This window comes from Pseudoflavonifractor sp. AF19-9AC, from assembly GCF_003478995.1.
Lineage (GTDB): Bacteria > Bacillota > Clostridia > Oscillospirales > Oscillospiraceae > Lawsonibacter.
Map to the genome: position 1 here is coordinate 273,632 of NZ_QUGI01000002.1, position 24,633 is coordinate 298,264.

Consider the following 24,633-nt stretch of genomic DNA (forward strand, 5'->3'; position numbering starts at 1 on the left):
CTTACTGGCCTCCTCTCACGCCGGAACACGGCTTCCCATCGCTGCAGTTCTGGCCCGGGCACAGGGCGCTCCCCCTCTGCCCGCTCCCGGCTCTGAGCCGGGGCGCCGCGGTATTCTCCTCCCACGTCCTTTCCAAAAGAAGTGTAAGTGGACAAACAAAAACGGGACGGCCCAATCTGGGCCGCCCCGCAATGCAATCATACGATCCCTATGACTTCCTACGGTGGCATTACCCACATCAGGTTAGAGGGTCGAGGCGCCAAGCCTCCTCTCAGCCCGCTGCCGCGAGCTCCCCTGTTTGCGCTGTTATCATACGACCTTTTTGCCCCCGTGTCAAGTCTGGCTTTCTTCCGGGAGCTCCTTCTGTTCCAGGATGTCCATGAACTCCTGGCCGGTGATGGTCTCGTGGTCGTAGAGGTACTGGGCCAGCTGGTGGAGCTTGCCCTCGTTCTCCTTCAGAATGTTCATGGCCTTCTCATACTGCCGGCCCACCACCTGGGTGACCTTCCGGTCCATGCGGGCCTGGGTCTCGGGGGAGCAGGCCAGGGAGGCGTCACCCCCCAGGTACTGGTTGGTCATGGTCTCGAAGGCCACAAAGCCGAACTCGTCGCTCATGCCGTAGCGGGCGATCATGGCCCGGGCCAGCTTGGTGGCCTGCTCAATGTCGTTGGAGGCTCCGGTGGTGATGGAGCGGAACACCAGCTCCTCGGCGGCCCGGCCGCCGGTGTAGGTGGCAATCTTGTTCAGCAGCTCCTCCTTGGACATGAGGAAGTGGTCCCCCTCGTCTACCTGGAGGGTGTAGCCCAGGGCGCCGGAGGTGCGGGGAATGATGGTGATCTTCTGCACCGGGGCGGAGTGGGACTGCATGGCCGCCACCAGGGCGTGGCCCGTCTCGTGGTAGGCCACAATCTTCTTCTCCTCGTCGGAGAGGACCCGGCTCTTCTTCTGGTAGCCGGCGATGACCACCTCCACGCTCTCCTCCAGGTCCGCCTGGGTGGCGTACTGCCGCCCGTCCCGCACCGCCCGCAGGGCGGCCTCGTTGACGATGTTGGCCAGCTCCGCGCCGGAAGCGCCCGCGGCCGTCTTGGCGATGGGGGTGAAGTCCACGTCCTCCGCCAAGCGGATCTTCCGGGCGTGGACCTTCAGAATGTCAATGCGCCCCTGGAGGTCGGGTAGCTCCACGGGGATGCGCCGGTCAAAGCGGCCGGGACGCAGCAGGGCAGGGTCCAGGGAGTCGGGGCGGTTGGTGGCGGCCAGCACCACCACGCCCTTGGAGCCGTCAAAGCCGTCCATCTCCGTGAGAAGCTGGTTCAGGGTCTGCTCCCGCTCGTCGTTGCCCGCGATCTGGCCGTCACGCTTCTTGCCGATGGTGTCGATCTCGTCAATGAACACAATGCAGGGGGCCTTCTCGTTGGCCTGCTTGAAGAGGTCCCGCACCTTGGCAGCGCCCCGGCCCACAAACATCTCCACAAACTCGCTGCCGGCGATGGAGAAGAAGGGGACGTTGGCCTCGCCGGCCACCGCCTTGGCCAGCAGGGTCTTGCCGGTGCCCGGAGGGCCCACCAGCAGAGCGCCCTTGGGCAGGCGGGCGCCGATCTGGCGGTACTTCTCCGGGTCGTGGAGGAAGTCCACGATCTCACCCAGCAGTTCCTTGGCCTCGTCCTCGCCGGCCACGTCGGAAAAGCGGATTCCGGTGGAGGAGGGGACGTACACCTTGGCTCCCGAGCCGCCGCCCATACCGAACATCATGCCGTCGCCGCCGCCCATGGCCTTCTGCATCCGCTTGCGGATGAAGTAGCCGATGAGCAGGAAGGGCAGCAGGGGCAGCACCCACCCCACCAGAATGGAGGTGAGCAGGCCTGGCTGGGTGTCGATGCGGTTGAGCTGGCCCCCGTGGTCGTAGACCCGCTGGACCAGGTCGGTGTCGCTGTCGATGGCGATAGTCTTGTAAATGTTCTCCTGGGCCTTGTCGGTGAAGGTGATTTCATCTCCCTCGATCTGCACAAGGCCAATGTTGTCGTCGTAGGTCATGGACATGAAGTCGGTATAGCTGACCTCTTTGACCTGTTTTTCCAGCACCGACGGGAAAAAGGTCATGTTCAATACCATCAAGATGAGCATAGCCACCACGTAATAGAAAATCAGCGGCTTTTTGGACGGTTGTTTCACTTCCTGCACACAATATCATCCTCTCAAATGTTACACGCGGCCTCCGCCGCACGGGGTTTTATTAACAGGTTAATTAACAGTATAGTCTACCCATGAAGAATTTCCATGAGAGTGTGTGAATATTCTGTGTCAAATTTGTAAACACGGGGGGCAGCAGGCAAAAAAATACCGGATGGAGAACCATCCGGCAAGGAGTCTTGAATTAAATGTGGGCCAGCTGCTCCAGACGGCGCTGAGGAATGCGCTCCCGGAAGAAGGAGATGCGGGGCAGCACCCGAATGAGCAGAGAGCCGAGAATGCAGCAGGCCAGCAGTTCACCCAGGCCCACGGTGAAGGCGTTGAAAGCGTAGGCGGGCCAGAAGGCAGGACCGAAGCCGCCCGCCTGGTACCAGGCGCACTCAGCGCCCACAATGACGGCGTTGCACAGCACAGGGGGCAGGGGAGCCAGCCACTGGTTGGGCATCCGCTGAGTCATGAGGCAGGCCAGCAGGGTAGCTGCGGTGCCGAAAATCACATCCAGGGAGTAGGGGGAAAACAGATTGGCGATGAAGCAGCCCACCACCAGCCCCGGCGTGGCGGCGGGGAAGAAGAAGGGCAGCACGGTGAGGGCCTCGGACAGGCGGGCCTGGACAGGGCCATACTGGGGGATGGGCAGCGTCACCGTCAAGACGGCGTACACGGCGGCCAGAATGGCGGCAAAGGTGAGATCACGGGTGTTGAATTTGGACATAAAAAAACCTCCATTTTTTGTTTAGAGAACGGCGAAGCCTTGGGCTTCCCGAACGAACACGGCAGGCTATGCCGCCGTGCTTGGACGAGATGGTATAAAACTCGTCAACAGGCATCTTACCACACCCCAATCCGTTTGTCCAGACGGAATTGTGCCTGTCCCTTGCGGGAGGGAGGCGGAGTGTAGTACAATAGAGAAAATCACACCTTTGGAGGCGTCCCATGGAGCAAACAACGGAACTTGACAACAAGGCCCTGCTCTCGGCGGTGGAGCGGATGGGCCGGGAAAATACCCGGGAGAACCGGGAGGCGGTGCTGGATGCGGTCATCTCCTCCGCCCGGTTTCTGGCCCCGGTGAACATTCTCTCCCCGGAGGAGGCCACCGTCTCCGGCGGGGAGGGCACCGCCATCCAGTTCCAGCTGCTGCCCAATCAGGAGGGCCAGCCCTTCTTTCCCGCCTTCACTGGCTGGGAGGAGCTGCGGAAGCTGTGCGGACCCAAAAACCAGCAGACGCTGCTTTTGTCCTTCGACGACTACGCCGCCATGATTCTCCGGGACAACCGGGGGGCGGGCTTTGTCATCGACCCCTTTGGCTGCTGCCTGTCCTTTGACCGGGCCATGGTGGAGCACCTGGTGGGCCGAAAGGCGGAGCAAAATCAGTAAACAAAACCCATCCCCGGCTCTTAAACGAGCCGGGGATGGGTTTTTTGTTGGTTCTAAACCAGGCGGGTACAGCCGGCAAGATCGGGGACCTCGGCCAGCCGCTGGGGGTCACTTCCGCGGAAGGAGACCCGTTTGGCATCCCAGGCAAGCCCCACGGCGTACCAGCTTCCGTCCGCCCCCTGCACCAGCAGGTACTCCTCCTTCTGGCCGGTCCAGGGCAGCCGCCCCTCCAACCAACGGCTGGCGCACCAAATTTCTTCCGCCTCCAGGGTAGCGCCCGTCTCCTCCACGCACCGCTCCACCGCCTGGACAAAGGCCTCGGTACCGCCGTCCTCCCGCTGGTAGGCCAGCAGAATGTCCTGCGCCCGGCAGAGGTCGTGGGGACCGCCCGCCAGGAAGAGCCCCAGCAAAAGGCACACCGCCCAGGCCGCCGCCTGACGGTTCCGGTTCTGCCGGCTGGACTTCCAGGCCGCAATGGCCCGCACCCGCCGGGCAATGTCGCACTCGCCGAAGGCCGTGGGCACATCCCACAAAAGCCTTCCGCTGCCCAGCTCCACCAGCATCCGGGCGTACTCCCGCCGTTCGTCTCCGTCCAGCCGCTCCAGCACCGCCCGGTCGCAGGCCAGCTCCAGATCCCGGCAGAAGCACCGGTAGCCCAGCCACATCAGGGGATTGTACCAGTAGAGCAGGACCCCGCTGAGGTAGAGCTTGCACCAGCAGTGGCGCAGGCGGATGTGCTGCGCCTCGTGGAGCAGCACCAGGCGCATCCGCTCCGGGGACAGCTCCTCCTGGACATAGATGCCGTAGCTGGCCCCGGTCTCCCGGGCGGTTCCGCCCCACAGGACAAAGCTGGTGGGCAGGTCTTTGCACACCCGAATCATGGTGGTCTCCCGCTCCAGCTCCGGAATCCCCCGGCGCAGGGGGTCCTCCCGTGAGAGCAGCCGACCCTCATAGGCCTTCCGCTCCAGTCTCTCACTCCGCCGGGCGCACCACCAGGCCAGCCCCAGCGCGACAGCCGCCCACAGGACCGTCAGGGCGGTCATCACCCCGTCGCTGAGGGAGACATCTGCCAGCTTGCCTCCGGGCAGGGCCAGGTGATAGAGCCCCGGACTCTGATATCTTCCGGGCAGAATGGCGGGGAGTTCGCCTGCATAAGAGCCAAAATCCGAAGTCCGGGTGACCAGCAGAGTGCGCAGGGTGACGGGCAGCAGGTTCAGCTGGTTGGCCAGGTCATAGGCCCAGGGGAGGTAGGCGGAAAGCCACACAACCGCCCACAGCACCACCCGCTGCTGGGGCGTACAGATCCGGCACAGGAGGGGACGCAGCAGGAGCAGCACCCCGATTTCCGCCCCCAGAACCAGGCCCAGATTGAGGAGCTGGAGAAACAGATCGATCAAAAATTCCATGGTCCGCTCCTTTCCGTCACGCCGCTCCGGACATTCCCTCCGTCTCTTCCCAGGAAATGGGGGCACAGCCGGACAGATCCGGTGTGTCGGGAATGGTCACCTCCATCAGGTGGGCGTCCAGATCATCCCGATAGAAGCCCATGAGCGCTTTCCACCAGCCCCCCGCCTCATCCTGGAAGTAGACATGGGTGTAGCCGTTGTCGTCGCCGCGAATCCACAGCGGCTCCTCCTCATCGGGGACAATGTGCTGCTGGGCCATCTCCCCGGCCAGCCAGGTCCAGCCGCCGCCTTTTTCCAGGTCGGCCACCAAATCCGCCGTGATTGCCCGCTCCCAGGGACCGCCCAGAAACAGCGAGGCGGCCAGCAGCAGCGCCACCACCCAGCCCAGCAGCCGCCGGGCGTCCAGATCGTCCGACTCGTCCTCAGGCACCCAGCGGGTGGCCGCCTTCACCCGGCGGGAGGCGTCGCACTCCCCGAAGGTGGTGAGCCCGCCCCACCGGGGCTTGTCGCAGGCCAGGTCCACCAGGGTGTGAGCATAGGCCCGGCGCTCTTCCTCCCCCAGCTGCTTCAGCACCCGCCGGTCACAGGCCAGCTCCATGTCCCGCCGGGTGAAGTGGTAGGCCAGCCAGACCACGGGATTCCAGAAAAAGATACACACCACCACCACGGCCAGCCCCTGGAGCCAGGGATCGTGGCGGCGCACATGCTCCCGCTCGTGGAGGAGCACCAGCCGCAGCTGCTCCTCCGTCAGCTCCTTCTGAAGGGCAATCTCATGCCGTCCCCAGCTTCGGACCACAAAGCTGGTGGGCAGGTTGGGGCACAGGCGGACCACCAAATCGTCCTCCTGGTCCACCCGCAGACGCTGGTACTGCTCCCGGTCCAGCTCCGTGCCGGACCGGGCCATCCGCTTGACCCCCCAGTCGCTGCGGGCGGCCAGGAACAGAGTCACCGCCAGAAAGAGAAGCCCCAGCCACCCCAGGGTCCAAATTCCCTCCTGGGTAATGGAGAAGGGGATGGTCGCCCCGCCGGGCAGGACCAGGCGGTAGGAGCCCGCCTCCTGCAGCACAGGCAGGAACAGGGGATAGCCCCGCTCCGCCCGTGGAATGAGCAGACTGCGCAGGGTGGGCACCGGCAGTTCAATCCGGGCCAGGGGCAGAAACAGCTGGGGCGCAAAGCCCCCGATCCAGCCCACGCCCCACAGGAACACCCGCTGCCCCGGAGTGAGCAGGCGGCAGAGCACCGGCCGCAGGAGCAGGATGATTCCCATGACGATGCCGCACCACAGCCCCAGATCGAGGAACAGGTTGAAATAACTGTTAAAAAAATTATGCAGCAGCTCCATACCAGCCCCGTCCTTTCCTGTCGATTGTTCTCTCAGCTTACCCGGGTATAGCCGTCCAGAAAGGCCTGTCTCATGGGCCCCACACTGACCCAGTCGTATTTCTCCCCCGTCCAGTCGGAAAAGGTGATGCTGTACCACTGGCCCGTCTCGTCCAGCACCACCAGAGCCTCCGCCCTCTTGCTCCAGACTTCCCTTGGCTGCCAGTCCGGCTGTTCTAGCTTTTGGGCTACCTGGTCCATCCAGGCCCCGCTCTCCAGATATTCCGGCCACCGCGGAGGCTCATAAGCAGGCTTCCAGCTCTGATACACCGGGCCGCCGCAGAAGAAAAACACAAACAGCACCGATGCCAGCAGCAGGGACAGGGCCTCCAGCTCCTCCCGAACCGGCTTCCACCTGGCCGCCCGGCGTACCCGCAGCGCGGCGTCGCACTCCCCAAAGGAGGTAACGCTCCCCCACAGGTGCTTTCCCGAGGCCAGCTCCACCAGGGTGCGGGCATAGTCCCGCCGCTCCGCTGGCTCCAGCTTCTCCAGCACCGCTGCGTCGCAGGCCAGCTCCATGTCCCGGCAGGTGAGCCGGCAGGCCAGCCATAGGATGGGATTCCACCAGTACAGCGCGGTCAAGCTGCCCACCATAAGTCCCTTATAAGCCGGATGATGCAGGCGGATGTGCTCCAGCTCGTGGGGCAGCACCAGACGCATCCGCTCCGGGGGCAGCTCCTTCTGGAGGCAGATGACATAGCGAATGCCGTCCTTCCTTCCGGTGTCGTGGCCCCGGCGGACAAAGCTGGTGGGCAGGTTTTCACAAAGGCGCACCGCTACCCGTTGGTCCGTGATGCCGTACTCCGCCAGGGCCGCCCGGTCCATGCGCTCACCTGCCAGGCTCAGCCGCTTCAAGCGCCTCTCCTGCCGGTTCTCCCAAAGCACCACGCCCACCACGGTCACCAGCCAGACCAGGGCAAGCGCTGTCAGCAGCGTCTCATAGTGGGGGATGGCCACTTCCGTCCCTCCGGGCAGCATCAGCTGGACCTCCGTTCCGGCCTCGCTCCAGAAAAAGGCGGGGTAGGAGGATTGCCCTCCTCTCTGCGCCACCCGCGGAACCACCAGAGAGCGGAAGGTAACGGGCAGCAGCTGGTAGCGCCCCAGGGAGCTGTACGTCGTCGCCAGCACACCCAGCAGCCAGCCCGCATACCAAAGCACCACCTGGTGCTGGGGCCGCAGCAGCCGCCCGGTCAACGGGCGCAGAAGGATCAGCGCCCCGAAGGTGAGGCCCAGAACCAGCCCCATGTTCAAATAGAGGACCGCCAGTTCCGCAAGCCAGTTCAGCATACCTTACCCCTCCCCCATGGTCCGGTCGATGAGCTCCTTCAGCTCCTCCGCCTCCTTCTGGGTCAGCTTCCGCCCGCTTAAAAAGGCGGTGAGGAAAGGGGAGAGGCCCCCGGCCATCTTCTCCAGATGCTCGCCCTCCGCCCGCACCGCCTGGGCCCGGGTGAGAAGGGGGGTGACCAGGGTCTCCTCGTGGCGCACCACTCCCTTGTTCTTCAGCTTGCGCAGCACGGTGTAGGTGGTGGATTTGTTCCACCCCAGCTTCTCCCCGCACAGCTCCACCAGGCGGGTGGAATTGACCGCCCCGCTGTCCCACAGCACCTGCATCAGCCGGTATTCTCCGTCAAAGAGCTTTTCCACGTCTGTCCCTCCCTTCAGTTTATCTTAATAAACCTCTTTCTGCTGTCAGTTTATCACAATAAAACCCTCCCGTCAACTGCAAGTTTATTAAAATAAACCAAGGGGACAGCCGCCCTCCGCCCGGACATTTTGGCTCTTCGCGGCGATCCAAAAAACCGGGCGCGGCAAGATTGCCGCGCCCGGTCGTTTCCCAGGCGAAAGGCCCCCGGCACAGCCGGGGGCCTTGTGGATTCACAGGGATGGCCGCTCACCTCAGGCGGTTTCGCCGCACGGCCCGCCGGAAATTCACCACCGCACAGCCGAGGAACAGGCACACGGCCAGCGCGCTGATGAACAGACTCAGCCCGTCCCCCTCCCCCTCTACGAACCCGTTGAACCAGAAAAAGTATCCGGCCAGAAGGAGTTCCCCCGCCCCGGTCAGGGCAAAGAACACGGGCCCCCTCTCCCGTCGGGGCCTTACCGTCACCGGCTTTCCCTGAAGCACGGCCCGCCGCACCAGATTCCTCCAGGCCAGCATGTAGCGCGACAAGTTTTTTGAGAAATTGGGACAGCATACTTGAGAAAAAACGGGCCAATCTTAGAAGCATTTCCGAGCCTGCTCGCTTGCGTCAACCGCCCCCCCAGAAGCACGGGAGCGGCACACGCAAGAGGGCGGGATCAAAGCATACGGGAGGAGCGACGAATAGCCGCCCCTCCCGTGCTTTTTGCCCTCTTGTGGGGTTAGGTTACTACCGGCCATTTACGGGCCGTTTTGCGGGCCTCTACGGCCCTTCGGCGGGTGTCCCTGCGGCGTTACTCCTCCGGCTCGAGAGTGCCTTCCTCCTGCGCCGCCAGATACTCGGCGACGGGGATGATGTACTCCTCGGGCAGGGACTCAATATCGCGCTTGCTGTTCTTCACCAGAACGGCATAGACGGAAATCATGTACTCTTTCACTTTCATTTTGCTTGTCCTCCTTCAATCTGCTTGATCTTACTTTCGAGGCTCGAGACCTTCTCCGTGAGCCCCATGACCTCCTCGAAGAGACCGGCGATCGCCTCATAGAGGTCGATGTTCTGCTCCTCCGCTTCTTCCGCCCTCTGACGCTCGATCTCGGTGATCGGCATCTTAGGGGTCAGATACTTCATGCTCTGGTTCATTCGTAAGCACCTCCAAACCCGGAGATCGAAACCTCTCCCTCATAGCCCTCGTTCTTCTCGATGGTGAAGCGGACATTCACGCCCCACTTTTCGGCGGTCTTGGACTGGTTGAGGAAGTTGTAGACCCGGTTGATCGCGACCTGCGCCGTGATGTCCTCCCACGCCGGGGAGGCATCAAAGGCATTGTTACACGCTTCGACCTTGGCGACCGATCCCTCGATATGCCATGTAGGCGTGATGAGGATCTTCGTCGCCCGGGCGTCCGTCTCCTCCGGCTGCGCGAACTGGAAGGCGATGACGGTCTCCTTCTTGGAGAAGTTCCAGACCCTCACACTCGTCGCGAAGTTGCCGTCAACGGCCTCGACGCGGAGCTGGTGATCCCCATTTGCGAGGACGAGCCAATTCTCACGGGAGAGCTCGATCGTCTCCTCCTGGCCGAGCGTAGCTTGATAGCTGCGGATCTGCTTGTCGTCGACGAACTCGGTGACGACCACGTTGTCGCCCTCGACGTCGGTGACGGTGTACTTCTCGGCGAAGCTGCCCGTCTGCTGGCCGAGGTCTTCGTCCTGCCCAGAGATAGCTGGAGCCGAGTTCGTCCGCTTAAAGGTGAGGCGACGGTAGGTTGTGCCGCCCTGCCCATCGGTGGCGGTGATGACGAGGTTGTTGACCGTATTGAGGCCCAGGGCGTAGAGCTTTTCTGAGGTGATAGAGACCGAGAGCTGCTCTCCCTTCGGGGCGTTGTTGATGGTGCGGAGCGTTTCGTCGTTCAGCATCTCGACGACCGTGACTTCGTCGCCGTCCGCGTCGTCGACGGTGTAATTGTAGGTGAAGCCGATGTTCTTGTCTCCGAGGTTGGTGTCCGAGCCGGAAATGGTCGGGGCGGAGTTGACTCGGGTGAATGTCCATGTCCGAGTAGCGGTTCCACCCTGGCCGTCCGTTACGACGACCTTGACCGTGTGGCTCCCGAGGGAGTGCTCTCGGATGTTGATCGAGATGGTGTTTTTTGCTTTTCGCGTCGGGGCGAACGACTTCGTCGTTCGCCCATCAATCGACTCCGTCGCCGCGAGGACGTCGCCGGAGTCGGCGTCGTCGACCGTGTACTCGATCGTGAAGTTCTGGTTCTTATCTCCGAGATTGCGGTCACTGTCAGAGATCAGAGGGTCAGTGTTCAGAATTTCAAGGACGGGGCGGAAACCGAGGCGCGCGTTCCGATAGGACGAGACGTTCCAAAACCAGAGGCGGGCCGAATCGTACCCACGGCGCGCGCGGTACGACGCCCCCTCCGCGTAGGTCTCTTGACACCAGGAGTACACATAGAACCAGTTCCAAAACTTGTTGTGGGCACTGTTGAGGTCGGTCGAGTTGGTGCTGCTGTCCAGGTCAGAGGAAACCGGAGCAGGGAGGCCGGAGATGACCTCCTCGCGGGTGATGAACCTGTCCCACTCGTTGTTGGTCGGTGTTCCTCCCGCGTAGGAGTCCCCATTCCTTCGATTGCTGCCGCCGGTGAGAAGACGGCACTTGTATTTTGCCCCGTCGATGGTGACGGTCTTGCCGGTGACGTAGCCCTGCCCGTTCAAATCGTCCCACGAGACATTGACCAGGATGACGCGGTCGCAAATGAGAAGGGTCTTGTCTCCGTCCTTGATCTTGACCCATTGGAGCTTGTTCGCGTCTGCGCTGGGGGTGTCCCCGAAGGTATAGTTCGCCATGCTGCCGGACATCGAGGGGATGTCGCCAGCAGCAGACGCGCCGGACGGTGTCGTATCATTACGCCACGGCCTTGTGGGCCGCTTGAGGATTGCGCCGTTGTTGTAGAAGCCGCCGAGCTTGACGGTTCCGAGATATTGCGCCATAAGGGATCGCTCCTTCCGTTTTAATGAAGCGGTAGGGCGCGAATATCTTCTTCGCGAGGTTGTAGGCGCTGGCCCACCGAGCGAACCCGAGCCACGAGTTGACCGCCTGGACGACCGCCGCCCGCGTGATCTTGCCTTCCCTCAGCTTCCGAACCATCGCTTTAATGCGCCGCTTCTCCCGCCGCTTGGACTCGGTGCGGATCATTAAATGGGTGGCCTTGATTTTGAAGCCGTAGGCGTTCACGCCCTGCCGCATATAGAAAACCTTTGTCTTTTTGTTGGTGTCAAGGTGTAACCTCACGCGGAGGAACTCCTTGATCTTCGCCAGCCACTCCCGGGCGATCTCCTTGCTCGGTGCAATAATGACAATGTCGTCCATGTACCGGGTGTAGAGCTTCGCGCCGAGGAAGCGGACGCAAAATTGATCGAGCTCGTTGAGGTAGATGTTCGCGAAGTCCTGGGAGCTGACATTCCCGAGCGGGATGCCTCTCTCGCCCTCCGGTGAGCTGTCAATCACTTTGCAAAGAAGCCGGTAAAACCGAAGGAGATCCCCGTACATGTCGGGGTGCTTCTTCTTGAGCTTCTTGAACCGCTTCGCAAGGATTTTCTTGAGCAGGTCGCGGTCGATGGAATAGAAGAACTTCCGGGCGTCGATCTTGATGACGGCCACGTCGTCGCCCCATTTCATACGGGCGACCCTCATGTCGTGCTGCACTTTGAAGGCGGCGCGGATCGGGCCCCTCCCGTACTGGCAAGCAAACGAGCCATTGATGAACACGGGCCGGAACATGTTTTGCAGCTCCTCGTGGATGACGAGCTGCACCACCTTGTCGCGGAGCTTCGGGATGGAGAGGTCTCTCCGCTTTGGCTCCGTGATGACGGTGAAGTGATACGGGCCCGGCGTGTACTTTGAGCTCTTGAGCTCGCGCCAGAGGTCGACGTTGTTCTTCTCCCGGAAAAGATCGTACTTGACGGCCTCCCGGGTGTACTTTCTTTGCCCTCTTAGGGCTTGCTTGTAGCCGACCTTTATCCTCTCGTAGCCGACCGCCTCCTCATAGGTGGCAAGCGGCATGATCGGTGGGATCGGCGGGTGTTTAATGTTCTGCGCGGTTTTAATAAATAAGGGGAATTTCGTCATCGTGGCATCCTTTCCTTTTCAGAAACGGCTTGGCACCTATGACGCGGGTTTATACCCACATTGTAGACTTGCCCCGGCCTCCCAATACGAGAGGGCGGGCCGGAGGTTCGTCACTGTTTTTACGCCGTCAGAGACAAGGCGAAGGATTACCTCTCCCTTGAAGTATAACAAGGACACGCACTCGAAGCCGTAGCCGCGAATGACGTAATAACCTACAAGGCGGGGCGGAAACCGAGGTTCGCGTTCCGATTGGACGAGTCGTTCCAATTCCAGTTGCGGGCCGAATTGTACCCACGGTTCGCGCGGTTCGACGCCATACAGAGATAACCCTAAGTAGGTGCGGTTTACTTTTTTATCGGTTGTTGATGAAGTGCTTTTGCAAGCCTCCAATAATGCGCCCCAGCTCGTTGAGTTTCGTTTGCAGCTCGTGGACTTTCTTCTCGGTGATGTACTTCTGCGTCCGGGCGACTCCAAACAGCACGAGGAGAAGCGTCTTCTCGGCGTCCGCCTCGTCCAGCCATTCGAGCCGCTTCTTGACGGTGGTGAGGTTGTTCGCCATGACCGCCGCGCGGATCAGCCGGAAGCATGATTGCTTGATCTCCTGCGACAAACTATACTTTTCAGCCTGGGGGAAGTTCTTGAGCAAGGGGTAGACATCCCGTTCGAGTAGGATTTCAGCCTTCTTTTGAAGTATTGACGGTTCCAATGTAGCAGCACCTCGCATTTCTAATGCGGGCGATCTCGGTGATGTCCCCGAAGAACTCGAAGCCGTAGTCGGTGAGCTTTACCTTTGCGGGCTCCCCTGTGATGGAGCTGTGTCCCTCAATAACAAGGACGTCCTTCCCTTCGAGAGTGAGACCGCTCGCGGTCATAAGGACGAGCTCGTTGTCCGAGAGTTCTCGACACCTTTCACATACCGGGCAAAGCTCGCCGAAAAAGTTCCCGAGTATGCAGCTTGTTTCTTTGAGGGTGCAAGCGACCCTATACATAGAGTTTTCTCGCCACGGGGTCATAGATGCCGGAGGTGATCGCGACGGCGTCCACGGAGTCAAAATTGATGAGAAAGACGTTGTTCGTCATGTTGTTGAGGGTGGCGTCTTTCAGCACTTTGATCTCTTTCTGCGCGTCGGCGATCTGGGCCTCGTGGAGAATGACGGCTTCGCGGTTCGCGAAGATGCCGTCGTCCATGTGGTTCATGTTCGTCTGACTAACCGGCGTTCCTTCCTGGATGACCTCGCCCGTCTCGACATCTTCGACGTGGTCGAGCCATCCGATTTTTTGATAGCTATTCACTTTCGATCTGTACCTCCGTTTCTTTTTCAATGATGGTGTATTTGAAGGCCACATAAAGACCCTTGCTCGGCGGTTTCTCGAACTCCCGGTCGGACTGTGCGACGATGTCTCCGTCCGTGTCTACGAGCTGCACGTTCGCCACGTTTCCGGTGACGGTGTCGTCGAAATAGATATAGATCTTCACGGTGTCCGCCGTGACGAGCTTGCGGAACGGCTCGACCGTCTTCGGCGCTCCGTTCAGCGTATAGGCCGCGTGGTCAATCGAGTCGGCGAAGCGCCGCCCGATTTTCTCAATCCCGACCGATGTGATTGTCTTCGGCATGGTTTTCTCCTCCTTCCGTCATAAATGTCACCCCGGAGCAGCGAAGCACCGGAGAACAAACGGGGTAGATCTTCGCGCCGGTGCTTGCCTTCGAGCCCACCTCCATATTAGAGGAGAGGCCCTCATACATAACAAAGGCGCACGGTTGATAGAACTTTTCGGAGGCCGCGATCGTTCCCACCTTCGGGAACTCGACCTCGCCGGAGCCCGGAGAGCTGCTCGCGTGAACTTCGGACGCCAGAAGGTGCCCGACACTGACCACCCGGGGCCAGACGCCGCAAACAATTTCCCCGCAACGCGGATACCTCGAGAAGCCGGAAAAGGTCTTCGAGTGGATCTCAATGCCTCCCCCGGACTCCGCTCCGTATGCAGGTTTTGAGCTGCCTTCCTTGACCTTCCGAACCTCGGCGTCAATGACTGCGAGGTTGTTGACGCCGCTTTGCTTCGAGCCCTTGAGGAATACGATGAACTCGGCCCACCTCTCGGGGTCTTGATAGGAGAACGGCTCGATCGTGCTCTGCTCGTATCCGAGAGAGGTCAACGCATAGAGGATGCCGCTCTTTGTTCCGCCCCATTCAGAGATGATCCCCTTCATGGATAGGCGGGCCCGATAGTTTTCAATGCTCTCGCCCTCAAGCCTCGGCATGTCCCGATCCTGTCCGTGTACCGGAAGCATGACCGGGCTCGCGGTCGCGACATTGAGCTCATCCCGAAGCCGGAAGGCGTCCTTCTTCATGCCGTCGAAAATGCGTCCGATGACCTTGAAGAAGATGAAGAACTGATTCGCCGCCCGTTTCCCTCGTTTCAACGGGGCAAAGAGAAGGTCGAACATATACGCGCCGAAGGTGTCGAACCGTTTCATCCGATCACTCCCTTCTCACTGTCACAGAGACGGAGCCGAGAGTGATGACCTTGTCCTTCTCGAGCACCACGTCCTCGGCGGGGGTGATGATCTCCGCGTTCGTGGCGGCGCTGTAGTTGCTGCGGATTGCGAAGTTGATGTCGGAGCGCCGGAGCTCGTTGAACCTCCGGCCCTTTCGGACGGCGAGCAGCTCGGCAAGGATCGCGGAGATCCTGTTCTTGATGTCCTCGTCCTCCGACACGTCAGAGGTCGAGACCGTGACCTCGATGTCCTGGGAAACCGTTGTAGAAGACTTCACAAGAACATTATCGTATGGCCCGGCAATCTTGTTAACGGCATCCCGAACTTCGTCGAGAAGTCCTTCCGTCGCCTCTCCCGCCGTCCCTGTTACAATCACGTCGACCGTCCCTTGCCCTCTCGGGTGGTCACAGTCAGCCTGTGCAAATAGGACGCCCTGGACGGCCTCCGCTGCATTGATGAATGTGTCCTCAATAGACCGGGCCGCGAGCTCCGACCAGGATCGGAGCGCCCGCGTTCGGAGCCCCTCGTCGTCCTCGGTGTCGCTTCCTTCCCGGACGATCCAGTCCTCGCCGTTTGAGATGCCGTCGATCCCATTGAGGAACGTGAGGCTCCGGGTGATCTGTCCTTCCGGCACATTGTACCGAGAGCCCTCTTTCTCCGCTTCTACCAGGACATCCACCGACCGGCTCCCTTTTTGCAGAACCGCCGCCTCTATGGCAAAGAAGCGAAGCTCCTCTCCGTTGATGTCCTTTTGCGTCTTGAAGATGTGGCCCTTCTCGATCTTCACGGCCTCGCCCTGGTCGTTCGTCCTGGACAGTGTGACGAGGCCCTGCGCCTTCTGGGCCTTCTTGCGCTTCTTCCCGTAGTCTGCCGCCTTAATGTCGAGCCATGCGCCGGTGGAGTGTGTGAGGGTCATATTGTTCAGAATGGCCCGTAGTAACTCCGTGAACTCGATCTTAATGCGGAGGACTATCAAGAGCAGCGTATAGAAGACGCCGCCCGAATGGAAGTTCGTGATTGCGAAGCCTTCTTCTTTCAGCTCGGCGATCTTCTCCTCTTTGAGCGTTTCAAGCTCGGGAACCGGGAGAACTTCGTCGAGTATTGCTTTGTCGATCATGTTGTTATCACCTCCACGCCGACCGCACTAATGACGACATTGAGCTCCCGGGGCTCCTCCTCGTCCGCAAACTGGAAGGAGCAGCGGAGCCGGAAGGTGTCGTCCGAAAATCCGACGTCGATCTCTATGCTCTCGGGCACGATGACCTCCCGCTTTTGAAGGCCCAGCCGCGCCCGCTGCGCGATTTCAAGCCGCACAAGATCGTCGTCTTCGGATTGAATGAAGTCGTATAGCCCCCAGCCGAACGAAGCGTCATAAAAGAGATCCCCGGGCTGTGTGAGCGCTTCGAGGATGATGTTCTGATAGAGACATTCAAGCCCCGAACAGAGGGGCGCGTCTCCGTCTGCCGCTTGCGTGAGGGCCCATTCATCATTGAGTCGGATGTCGGTGTCGTGTAACCCTGTCATAGCTGCACCTCCCCAATGATCGCCGGGCTGTCCCCGTATGCCATCGCAACGGCCACGAAGGCCCCGGCCTTATATTGTCCTTTGGATCTGACGCCAGGGAGAGGAGGGAAGCTCTCGTCCTCGTTCCCCCAGCGATCGACGACGGTGAGGGTGTATTCGTTCCAATGCGCCGTTATGTGGCCCTTGAAGCTGCTCCCGGTCTCGTCGTTATGAATGACAAGATCCTCGAGATCGAACGTCTCGCCGAGCTGCGTCGCCTTGCTGACGGTGGCGTAGACCACGGCGGGGCTCTTTGCGTGGGGGTACTCCTGCGCGATGATCTTCCTCGCGACCGCCCTCATCATCTGCTCAAGCATTTCCCGCCCCTCCTTTCTTAGAAATAAATCTTCGTGCGGATGAAGCCGTTCTCGCTGGTAGACGAGACGACCTTCGAGACCTCGAACTCTCCGCTCACTTTAGGGTGCTTCACACTGATTTTGTGGGAGTGTCGGACAAAGGGGGCCGAGACCGTCTCGAGCTCCCACGAGCCGCCGCTCCTGGTGAGGGCGATGATGTTGACGCCATACTCGAAGATGTAGGTCTTGTCCTGCTCCGGCTTCTCTCCCCAATAGAACACGCCCCCAGAGAAGAAAAACGGCTGTTTGATGTTCCATGCTGCATGTACGGCATTGATCGCCTCGATGACGTTCATCTGCCGAATGGGAAGCCGTTTCCGTTCCGGGTATCCCTTGGAGGAGAGCTTCATCTTCGAGAGCCCGGCCTTCCCGAGAAAGTAGGCGATCATCTCCTGCGGAGTTGTGTCGAGGAATGTGTTGTTGATCTGCGTCTCCTCGAGGAGAAGCATCTCGTCCTTGAGAGTCACTTCGTCGGTGAAGCCTCCTCCGTTGTACGGCTTGGAGACGTAGCCGGTGAAGACCTCCTCAAAGACATTGTTATACCCGAGCTCAATCGCTGCCGGGTCTTTCCGGGCGAGTGAGATCTTCGGTTGAAACTGCTCCGTGAAGCGGATCTTCGCCCAATCAAAATAAGAAGACTTCGAGGAGTAGACCTCGATCTCTACGCCCTTGTCGAAGGTGTAGGGGCCAGCGCGGGCCGCGATTTGAGGGTAGAATAATTCGAGCGTTTCCATCCTGTTCCTCCTCTCGGGTTAGTATGGCATCTGTGAGACCTTGTCGAGAGCTGCCGCCGTGCTTGCATCGTCGACGGCTGGGGACTTCCCTCGGCTCGTCTGCAAGTATTTTTGATAGTCAGAAGACAAGGTCGTTTGCTGCTGGGTTCCGCCGGAGCTCCCGCCAGAGGAGCCGCCGCCGGACGAAGATCCCGACGAGCTGCTCGTCGTCTGTATGGTCTGCGGGACGTACTCCCAGAACTCAAGGGAGACGGTGAGCTGCTCCTTCTTGTTCTCCATTTTGTGAGTGAGCCCCTTGAATAGAACCTTGTCGACGCCGTGCGCTGCCGTGTCTTCGCTGACAATAGAGAGCGGCTTCGGGACTGACTGGCCGGGCGTTCGGAAGATCGCCCGAAGCGTCTCGAGCCGCTGGTACTTCGTTTGCGTTGGCGTGTCGTCGAGAATGAGTTCGATATTGACCTTCGCGTCCTCGTAGCCCGTCGCCTGTTTGGGCTTTGTGGCGCTGCCCTCGACCTCTTGCTCGTCGATCTGGGCCGACTCCTTGACCTCGATACTCTTAACAAGGCCAGGGAGGACGACCCCGTTCACCTTGACGATCTGGTCTTCGGTGTAAATCATTGTCGTCTCTCCCTCCTTGTTATGCCGGTGCCGGTTCGGCGTCTTGATCGTCTGCGGGTTCCTCGCTGCCGTTGGCCTCGGCGTAGTCCTCGACCTCCTTGAGCATCGCGAGGAGCTGCTCGAGGTCTTTGATCTTCTTGAGGTCGACCGGGATGAGCAGCTTTTGAATGATGACTTGCTTGCCGGAGCTGCCCTCGCCGGAGCCTCCGCTCTCGGAGCCTTCCTTCTTGCCGCCTCCGCTTGTGAGGTCGACCTTCTGGACGGGCTCGCGTTCGAGCGTAGCCTTCGCGCCGTCGAGCCCCTTCTCGATTGCCTGGGCGGGTGCATCCTGCGCCAGCTCGAGGCCGTGGGCGTAGGTTGTCATCGTGCGTTGTCCCGAGAGGGTCAGCGTCGAGAGAGGGCCTTCTTTCGCGTCGGAGAAGGGGAGCATATTTCGGATGCGCTGCAAGCCGCCCTTTACCGCGTCGACCGCGCCCGTGAACGCCGATTTGATACCGTTCGCGAATGTGGTGACGACGCGCTTGCCCGACTCAAAGAACCACGTCACGGCTCCCGTGACCGTGTTCTTGATCGCGGTGATTCCATTCGAGAACGCCGTCTTGACGGCTGTGAACCGTTCGGACACGCCCGAGGCTATGTTCGTCACGAAGCCGACAAACTTGTCACGGATCGCCGAGAGCCGCCCGCCGGTGAGATTATCCAGGAAGGTAAAGCCCGCCGTATAGATGCCCTTGACGCCCTCGACCGCTGCCGCTGCTGCACCACGGATTCCCCCGCCGTGCGCCTCGTATGCGGATCGCATGTTGTCGAGGTTCTGGGAGACCGTCGCCTTCGCTGCGTTCATGACGGAGCCGATGACGTTGCCGATGCCGGAGAAGATCGCCGACGCGACCTCAAGAGCTGCGCCGAGCTTCTCCTTGAAAAAGTCGATGATTGCGTTGACCGCGTTTCGGAACCACTCGCACTTGTTGTAGAGCAGCACCAGGGCCGCGATGAGGGCCACGATGCCGATCACGATCCAGGTGACAGGGTTCGCCAGGAGTGCCGCTGTAAAGCTCCACACGCTCGATATGAGCGGCGTGAGCGCTCCCTTCGCTAATAGGAACCCGGCCTTGAGGAGCTTGAACCCGGAGATTACCTTCGTGATAATCAAGCCAACGCCGGAGACGACGGCGATGACCGTGCCCGCTATGGTGAGGAAGCCGCCGATCGCCAGGACGACGAGCATGATGACCCGGACGAGCTCCTGGTTCTCCTCGACCCACGAGCCGACCTTCGTGAGCACCTGCTCGCCGGTCGACATGAGATCGTTGATTGTCGGGAGTAAGCTATTCCCGATCGACTCCTTCACGTTCTGGATGCGCTGCGTGAGCCGTTCAAACCGTTCGGGCTCCGTTTCGTTGATTGCGTTCGCCATCTCCGTGGCGACGCCGGTGCCGGAGCCGAGGGCGTCGTACATGGTGAGGATGTTCCCTTGCAGGTCTCCGCACTTGTTGTAGAGCAGGTCGATGAGGTCGACGGCCTCGTCCGTTCCGAAGGCTTCGGCGATCTCCTGCTTCTCCATCGCGTCGATGGTCTCGCCGTATTTGCCCCGGAGCTGGTCGAGGATCTCCGGCATACTCTTTAGTTGGTTGTTGGCGTCCAGGAACGACAAGCCCAGGGCGTCGCCGCCCTTCGCTGCCGCGCCCAGGAACGCCGCGTACTTCGTGCCCGCCTCCGAGCCGCTCATGGTGCCTTGCAGCATACCGAGGATGGTGAGCTGCTCCTCGAGGGGGACGTTCGCGTTTGTTGCCGACGCGCCCAGGCTCTCGATGCTCGAGGCCATTTCCGAGCCCGTCGTCTTGAACTGCTGCACCGACTTCGCGATACCCGCCGAGAACATCTCGCCGAACTCGATGTCGCTCATGTCGTCGTAGTAGTTCTTATAGATGCCGTAGCCCGTGGCAAACAATGACGTCATCTCGCCGACCGTCGACTTTGTGGCCTTTGCCGTTAGGCCCGCGAGACTGGTGAACTCCGCGACGCCCTCGTCCGAGAGCGTCGCGATGCCGCTCTTGATGTCGTAGGCTGCCGCGATGAAGTCGGCCTTCGTCGTTCCGGCCCATTGGTCGGAGAACTGCCGGGCGGCGTCTTCCACGACGCCGAGATCCTTCACGCCCAGGGAGGCGAGCTCGCCGATCGCTCTCCGGGTTTCAAATGTAGCCTCGACCGGGGACAGCACCGCCCCCGTGATCTGCGAGCCGACCTCCTGCATGACGGCCCCCGTCTTTGCCATATTGCCGAGCGCTGCGTTTGCCTTTTGCAGCTTTGAGACGGTGCCGTTGACGCTTGATGTGACTCCGGCCATAGGCCCGGTGAGGTTGTCGATCATGTTCATTATGAGGGACAGCCGGAACACGGACTCTAAGCTCATGCTTTGCCTTTCACCTCCTAACAAAACGATGGAGGCGACCTTGTGCTCTTAAAAGAGGCGACCGATGCCGCCCGGCTAATCCGACGCGAACACGTCCGCGATCGCCTGGGCGACGATCCTCTCCTCGAGCTCCTGGATGTACCTCGCTTTCGCGACGTACCGGAGGAACTCGTCGAGGCCGATCTCCTCAATGTCGAAGTCCTCTAAAAGAGCCGGAGGGAGGAAGCGGTAGATTTCCAGGAGACCGGACTCCACCACGTTCCCCCTCACCTCCGAGAGCTGCTCTTTTAGAGCATCTTCAAATTTGTCTGTTTGGAGAGGCCCAGCATCCCGAGCAGCTTCTCACCGATGGAGAGCGCCAGGGCCGGGAACTCCTCAAGGTTCGCCTCGAGAGACGCCCGGCTCTCCTCGACCACGTTGTCAAAGAGGAACACCTTGAGCGCCTTCGTCGCGCCCTGGGCGGTGGTCTTAACATATCTGTCATAGCTCGCCGTGGAGGGGCGCTTGAAGAAGAACTCGACATTCTTCTCGGTCTCGTCATCGACCTCGATCGTCGCGCCGACGCGGTAGACCTTGCCGTATTTCTCCTTGAGCTCCTCCGTCTGGGACTTCTGCGCGGTGTCTTTCTTGATTTCTTCCATGGTTTCGTGTCCTCCTATTCTCGATTATCTTGAGATGGTTTTTACTTCGTGGGCTCGACGCCGTCCTCCACAATGCCGCCGACGATCATGAGGTCGATGTCGACAGTGAGGGACTTGTCGCCCTGTGCTGCCTTGTGGCTGCGCTTGATCGGGACGACCTTCTTCAGCTCGTCGATGCGGGTGCGCTCGCCTTCGTTGGCGTAGGAGACGACCACGGAAGGCCACTCGAGGCCATAGAAGGGGACGCCCTTCGCCTTGCAATAGGCAAGGACGTCGTCGTAGTCATCCCGGAGCATAGACATTTTACCGGACGCTTTATAGTTGCCCTTGCCATAGCCCCGGGGACGGTTGCCCTTGCCGTAGCTTTCTTCCATGTCCTGCTCGTCGTCGTAGCTGATTTCCTGCACGACCAGGACGAGGCCCGGGATCTTGACGTCAACGTCGCCCCAGCTATAGGTCTGACCGTTTACTTTAAGGGACATAACTCTTTAACCTCCTTCCCTTATTCGCTGGGCTGTGCCCTGCCGAGGTCGACCTCGACCTCGCGGATATAGCCCCGGGAGACATAGCGGATCTTGACCCGCATAGTCTCGTCCTCGAGGATGGTCTCCGCCTGTCCTTCCGGGACGGTGATCTCGGCGGAGCTGATCTCCTTCGCGTCGATCATCCGCTGCAAGGGGACGAACATGAACTTCGCCCGGGTCTCAAGCTCGCCCTGCACGTCCTCGAGGTCGATGTCATCGTTCAGCAGGAGGAGCCCTTCCTTCCGGGTCTCCCGGATGATCTTGTTCTTGACGCGGACGTCCTCGGCGTAGCGGAAGTCGCTCCCGTCCGGGCTCATCATCTTCGTATGGTAGACATAGAAGTCGTCGAGCCCGTCGTATTCCCGGAACGTCAGATAGCCCGCGAGATCCAGGAGCTCGATGATGGAGTTGTCCATCTCGGCGGGGAGCAGTTCGAGGAGCTTCGTCTTCGGGATGCCGAAGCCCGCCTCCGTCCTGGTCTTGCCGATGGACTCCTGCACCGCTGCCTTTGCGTAGAGGCCACACACAAGGCCCGCGAGGTTGGTGATCTGGGTCGAGCCGTCCAGCTTGACCAGACGGCCCCAGGCGGTGACGACCTGGATGTCGTAGTTCTTGACCTTCTTCCGCTTGGCCTCCATCTCGAGGGCCCAGTCAGTGAGATCCCCGCCGCCCATCATGTCGGGCTCGTCCTCCTCGTCGCCGGTCGTGGGATACTTGGCCTCGAATACCACGAACACAGGCTTGTGGTAGACGTCGCGGAGCTCGATTTGCGCCTCGCTCACCGCCTGCCAGAGATCGAGGTCACTCTCGCCGACGACGTGGATGAACTCATACTCCTCGGCGAACTTCTGGAGCTTTGTGAACGCCGCCAGGACGTCGCCGTTCGTCATGGTGGGCGCGGTGGTGGTGAAGCTGTAGGAGTCGTTCACAAGGAACGAGCTCGGCTTCTGGTCTTCCTCGGTCGCCTCGGTGAACTTGAGCTTGAGGCCGGTTCCGGTGATCTCATACTCGCCATTGACGGGGACGGTGATCTCGTCCGTGAAGGTGTTTCCCCCGTCGATAGAGTACACAAAGGCGGCGGTGTTGAGCTGCCCTTGCGCGGTGAACTTAACCACCACGGAGAAGGCGTTCGTCGGAGAGCCGTCGACGGTAACGGAGCCGCCGCCGTCGCCGGTCTTAGAAACGATTCCCAGCTCGCCCGCCGTAGTAGCGGAGACCGGGAGACAGTAGATCCGGGACGCGCCGAACTGCACGGAGTCCATGACAGCGTCAGCCAGAGGAGACAGGCCGAGGCGATCCTTGATTTTGGTCGCGTCCATGTCTCCGGTGATGATGATCGGGGTGTCCGACACAATGGGGGAGACGCCGATCTTGAGACTCTTACCGTCTCCCGTCGCGGTGGCGAAGCCGAGAAGGCCGTCCGTTACGGTATGCTTAACATCTCGAAGCATTACTTCTTGACCTCCTTCTTCCCGGAGCCGCCCCTCATAGGAGCGTTCTCAAATTTCTTGACCGCCTCGAGGAACTCCTCCTCGGTGACGGCTTTGCCGGGCTTCCAGCCCTGGGCGCTGCATACGCCCGCAAACACGGCCCGCCCGACTTTGTGCTTGCTGCGAAGCTCCCCGACGTCATAGAGCGCCGGGGCCTTCTTGTTCTGTTCCCCCGTTGCGGTGGGGGTCGATGCCGCTTTAGTTGCCATCTGCAATCTCCTTTCCGTCGTTCTTTGCTATGGACTCGACCTCGACGTCCGTGACCTTTGCGAAGTTCGTGTCCCTATAGAGTCCGCCGTCAAACCGTATCCGAATTTGAACGGCGACTTGTGCTTTGAGAATAGAGTCGTCCTTGTCGACCCAATCGGCCCCCTCGACCTCGATCGGAACATAATCGCCGTTGACGTATATGCCCCGGTCGAGCTTCGAGAGGAACGCCCCGAACATACTCTCGACGGCCTCGTCGGTGTAGTCTCCGATTATCACAGTGAAGGTGAGAGCCCGGTCGAAGACCTTTCTCCTCTTTTTCTGCGCTCCCTCTTGGTCTCTATATCGTGTTTTGGAGCCGTTTCGGAGAAGGGCCTCCGACTCGAACAGCACCGCGCCGATGTGACTCTCTTGACTCTTTTCGAGACCCTTTTGAGTTGTGTACGGTTTAGACTTTAGGCCCGCCGCCTTGAGCTTTTCGAGGAGGTATTTCTTGCTTTGTTCATAGAGCATTTAGTCGTCCCTCCCGATGAACTCCTCGGTCGTCGCCTTGATCTCCTGCATGTCCTCGTCCGATAGGCCGAGAAACGGGCGGGCGGGGATGTTGACTTTGACCTGCTTCTTGCTGACCCACTGGCCGCCAACCTGGAAGCGGAGGTTCTTCGCCTTCCGGGCCCGGATGGTGCGCCCCTGGTCTCCAAATTGGTGTGTCGCTGCGTGCTTTGCGTTCGTGCCGACCGCGAACCCCGAGGCGTCCGCCGTCACTTGGATCGAGTTGCGGAGCTGCGAGGAGTCGATGAGGGTCTTCCCCCCGGTGGTCGCCGCCCGGATGGAGGTCTTCCACCTCCTGCCGTCCGGCGCTCGTCCCTCCTTGAAACGCTCAAGGGTGGACTCTCGGACGCCTTCGCCGAGGGCCATGTTGAGGCTCCTTCGGTCTATTTCCGAGTATCGCCGCATTTTTCGGAGGAGTGCGGCGGTCTCTCCTTCAAGGCGGATACTATACACGAACTACATCCCCCTCATCTTCGCCCGCGTGAATAGACGGGGGTTTGACTTTGCCGAAAATCCGGTAGCTGCCGCGCTCGCCGGATCTTCGGTCTCGGTGCCGATCGAGACCTTCCCCTCTGCGACGAGGGTGAGGAACTTGATCGCCGCGTTGTATCGGTTGAGATAGGTCTTTTGGTCGGTGCTCTCGTCGATGCCGATACGGGAAAACAGGTTATAGACCGCGATGTCCTTCGAGAACTTGTTCAGAACCCGAGGGGCCGGGGAGATCGGGACGGTGTACCTCTTAGCGAGATAGCCGTCGATCTCCGCGTCGGCGTCGGCGATCGCCGCTTCGATGAGCGGCTCAACGAGCTCCTCACGCTCGGCGGGGTCTTCGATGAAGGTGTCGCCGATGATCGCGTTGAGGGCGTCGTCCTTGAGCATCTCCCGGACTTCTTCCTTTGTGCTATAGCTCACGGCG

31 protein-coding genes and 1 riboswitch are annotated in these 24,633 nt (G+C 60.5%); of the genes, 1 reads left to right on the forward strand and 30 read right to left on the reverse strand.

Annotated features, from left to right (window positions below):
* Positions 1-198: 198 nt before the first annotated feature.
* Positions 199-306: riboswitch (TPP riboswitch) on the reverse strand.
* Between the two features lie 27 nt (positions 307-333).
* Together ftsH and DWX58_RS04130 are read right to left on the reverse strand one after the other, a co-directional pair.
* Complete coding sequence (gene ftsH, locus DWX58_RS04125; RefSeq protein ID WP_118641732.1) at positions 334-2,178, reverse strand: ATP-dependent zinc metalloprotease FtsH; 1,845 nt, start codon at positions 2,176-2,178, stop codon at positions 334-336.
* Between the two features lie 193 nt (positions 2,179-2,371).
* Entirely contained in the window at positions 2,372-2,899 is a 528-nt protein-coding gene (locus DWX58_RS04130) for a QueT transporter family protein (RefSeq protein WP_118641733.1), read from the reverse strand.
* A 221-nt stretch (positions 2,900-3,120) separates the two neighbouring features.
* Between DWX58_RS04130 and DWX58_RS04135 the strand changes: the two genes are divergently transcribed.
* On the forward strand, positions 3,121-3,561 hold the full coding sequence (locus DWX58_RS04135; RefSeq protein WP_118641734.1) for an SseB family protein: 441 nt from the start codon (positions 3,121-3,123) through the stop codon (positions 3,559-3,561).
* Positions 3,562-3,614: 53 nt separating this feature from the next.
* Here DWX58_RS04135 and DWX58_RS04140 read toward each other — a convergent pair whose 3' ends face one another.
* The 28 genes from DWX58_RS04140 to DWX58_RS04270 all read right to left on the reverse strand — a co-directional run bounded on the left by DWX58_RS04140 (position 3,615) and on the right by DWX58_RS04270 (position 24,629).
* Positions 3,615-4,967, reverse strand: coding sequence for a M56 family metallopeptidase (locus DWX58_RS04140; protein ID WP_118641735.1), 1,353 nt, complete (start codon positions 4,965-4,967; stop codon positions 3,615-3,617).
* Between the two features lie 16 nt (positions 4,968-4,983).
* Positions 4,984-6,309, reverse strand: a complete 1,326-nt coding sequence (locus tag DWX58_RS04145) for a M56 family metallopeptidase (protein ID WP_118641736.1) — start codon at positions 6,307-6,309, stop codon at positions 4,984-4,986.
* 32 nt (positions 6,310-6,341) lie between these two features.
* Positions 6,342-7,634, reverse strand: coding sequence for a M56 family metallopeptidase (locus tag DWX58_RS04150; protein ID WP_118641737.1), 1,293 nt, complete (start codon positions 7,632-7,634; stop codon positions 6,342-6,344).
* A gap of 3 nt (positions 7,635-7,637) precedes the next feature.
* Complete coding sequence (locus DWX58_RS04155) at positions 7,638-7,991, reverse strand: BlaI/MecI/CopY family transcriptional regulator (RefSeq protein ID WP_243093248.1); 354 nt, start codon at positions 7,989-7,991, stop codon at positions 7,638-7,640.
* Between the two features lie 247 nt (positions 7,992-8,238).
* A complete protein-coding gene (locus tag DWX58_RS04160; protein ID WP_147382231.1) occupies positions 8,239-8,508 on the reverse strand; it encodes a hypothetical protein in 270 nt (89 codons plus the stop codon).
* Between the two features lie 275 nt (positions 8,509-8,783).
* On the reverse strand, positions 8,784-8,933 hold the full coding sequence (locus DWX58_RS15320) for a CD1375 family protein (protein ID WP_021920634.1): 150 nt from the start codon (positions 8,931-8,933) through the stop codon (positions 8,784-8,786).
* Positions 8,930-9,130 carry a hypothetical protein gene (locus DWX58_RS04165; RefSeq protein WP_021920635.1) on the reverse strand — a complete coding sequence of 67 codons (201 nt, stop codon included), beginning with the start codon at positions 9,128-9,130 and terminating at the stop codon, positions 8,930-8,932. The genes DWX58_RS15320 and DWX58_RS04165 overlap by 4 nt, the downstream gene beginning before the upstream one ends.
* Positions 9,127-10,983: a hypothetical protein gene (locus DWX58_RS04170; RefSeq protein ID WP_243093249.1), complete on the reverse strand. Its 1,857-nt coding sequence runs from the start codon at positions 10,981-10,983 to the stop codon at positions 9,127-9,129. The genes DWX58_RS04165 and DWX58_RS04170 overlap by 4 nt, the downstream gene beginning before the upstream one ends.
* Complete coding sequence (locus DWX58_RS04175; RefSeq protein WP_243093250.1) at positions 10,898-12,055, reverse strand: RNA-directed DNA polymerase; 1,158 nt, start codon at positions 12,053-12,055, stop codon at positions 10,898-10,900. Before DWX58_RS04175 ends, DWX58_RS04170 begins: the two co-directional genes overlap by 86 nt.
* A gap of 418 nt (positions 12,056-12,473) precedes the next feature.
* Positions 12,474-12,845: a four helix bundle protein gene (locus DWX58_RS04180; protein WP_279229849.1), complete on the reverse strand. Its 372-nt coding sequence runs from the start codon at positions 12,843-12,845 to the stop codon at positions 12,474-12,476.
* A complete protein-coding gene (locus DWX58_RS15545; protein WP_021920639.1) occupies positions 12,796-12,993 on the reverse strand; it encodes a hypothetical protein in 198 nt (65 codons plus the stop codon). Before DWX58_RS15545 ends, DWX58_RS04180 begins: the two co-directional genes overlap by 50 nt.
* A 109-nt stretch (positions 12,994-13,102) precedes the next feature.
* Positions 13,103-13,318, reverse strand: coding sequence for a hypothetical protein (locus DWX58_RS04190; protein ID WP_243093252.1), 216 nt, complete (start codon positions 13,316-13,318; stop codon positions 13,103-13,105).
* Between the two features lie 88 nt (positions 13,319-13,406).
* Positions 13,407-13,736 (reverse strand): hypothetical protein, encoded by a 330-nt coding sequence (locus DWX58_RS04195; RefSeq protein ID WP_021920641.1) that lies wholly within the window; start codon positions 13,734-13,736, stop codon positions 13,407-13,409.
* Entirely contained in the window at positions 13,705-14,598 is an 894-nt protein-coding gene (locus tag DWX58_RS04200; RefSeq protein WP_110441534.1) for a serine/arginine repetitive matrix protein 2, read from the reverse strand. Before DWX58_RS04200 ends, DWX58_RS04195 begins: the two co-directional genes overlap by 32 nt.
* A gap of 4 nt (positions 14,599-14,602) precedes the next feature.
* Positions 14,603-15,736, reverse strand: a complete 1,134-nt coding sequence (locus tag DWX58_RS04205; RefSeq protein ID WP_118641742.1) for a baseplate J/gp47 family protein — start codon at positions 15,734-15,736, stop codon at positions 14,603-14,605.
* Positions 15,733-16,143, reverse strand: a complete 411-nt coding sequence (locus DWX58_RS04210) for a DUF2634 domain-containing protein (protein ID WP_101693001.1) — start codon at positions 16,141-16,143, stop codon at positions 15,733-15,735. The genes DWX58_RS04205 and DWX58_RS04210 overlap by 4 nt, the downstream gene beginning before the upstream one ends.
* Positions 16,140-16,499: a hypothetical protein gene (locus DWX58_RS04215; RefSeq protein WP_021920645.1), complete on the reverse strand. Its 360-nt coding sequence runs from the start codon at positions 16,497-16,499 to the stop codon at positions 16,140-16,142. The genes DWX58_RS04210 and DWX58_RS04215 overlap by 4 nt, the downstream gene beginning before the upstream one ends.
* Positions 16,500-16,516: 17 nt before the next feature.
* Complete coding sequence (locus DWX58_RS04220) at positions 16,517-17,272, reverse strand: serine/arginine repetitive matrix protein 2 (protein ID WP_101693000.1); 756 nt, start codon at positions 17,270-17,272, stop codon at positions 16,517-16,519.
* 18 nt (positions 17,273-17,290) lie between these two features.
* On the reverse strand, positions 17,291-17,890 hold the full coding sequence (locus tag DWX58_RS04225; RefSeq protein WP_101692999.1) for a transcriptional regulator: 600 nt from the start codon (positions 17,888-17,890) through the stop codon (positions 17,291-17,293).
* A 19-nt stretch (positions 17,891-17,909) separates the two neighbouring features.
* Complete coding sequence (locus DWX58_RS04230; RefSeq protein ID WP_118641743.1) at positions 17,910-20,303, reverse strand: phage tail tape measure protein; 2,394 nt, start codon at positions 20,301-20,303, stop codon at positions 17,910-17,912.
* Positions 20,304-20,378: 75 nt separating this feature from the next.
* A complete protein-coding gene (locus DWX58_RS04235; protein WP_227108713.1) occupies positions 20,379-20,561 on the reverse strand; it encodes a hypothetical protein in 183 nt (60 codons plus the stop codon).
* Between the two features lie 29 nt (positions 20,562-20,590).
* Positions 20,591-20,944, reverse strand: coding sequence for a hypothetical protein (locus DWX58_RS04240; protein ID WP_021920649.1), 354 nt, complete (start codon positions 20,942-20,944; stop codon positions 20,591-20,593).
* 41 nt (positions 20,945-20,985) lie between these two features.
* A complete protein-coding gene (locus tag DWX58_RS04245; protein ID WP_021920650.1) occupies positions 20,986-21,426 on the reverse strand; it encodes a hypothetical protein in 441 nt (146 codons plus the stop codon).
* A 20-nt stretch (positions 21,427-21,446) separates the two neighbouring features.
* Positions 21,447-22,919 carry a DUF2586 domain-containing protein gene (locus DWX58_RS04250; RefSeq protein ID WP_118641744.1) on the reverse strand — a complete coding sequence of 491 codons (1,473 nt, stop codon included), beginning with the start codon at positions 22,917-22,919 and terminating at the stop codon, positions 21,447-21,449.
* Positions 22,919-23,167, reverse strand: coding sequence for a hypothetical protein (locus tag DWX58_RS04255; protein WP_021920652.1), 249 nt, complete (start codon positions 23,165-23,167; stop codon positions 22,919-22,921). The genes DWX58_RS04250 and DWX58_RS04255 overlap by 1 nt, the downstream gene beginning before the upstream one ends.
* Entirely contained in the window at positions 23,157-23,678 is a 522-nt protein-coding gene (locus DWX58_RS04260) for an SON protein (protein WP_118641745.1), read from the reverse strand. The genes DWX58_RS04255 and DWX58_RS04260 overlap by 11 nt, the downstream gene beginning before the upstream one ends.
* Positions 23,679-24,122, reverse strand: coding sequence for a phage virion morphogenesis protein (locus DWX58_RS04265; RefSeq protein WP_347559151.1), 444 nt, complete (start codon positions 24,120-24,122; stop codon positions 23,679-23,681).
* Between the two features lie 51 nt (positions 24,123-24,173).
* Positions 24,174-24,629 (reverse strand): DUF1320 domain-containing protein, encoded by a 456-nt coding sequence (locus tag DWX58_RS04270; RefSeq protein ID WP_021920655.1) that lies wholly within the window; start codon positions 24,627-24,629, stop codon positions 24,174-24,176.
* Positions 24,630-24,633: the final 4 nt, after the last annotated feature.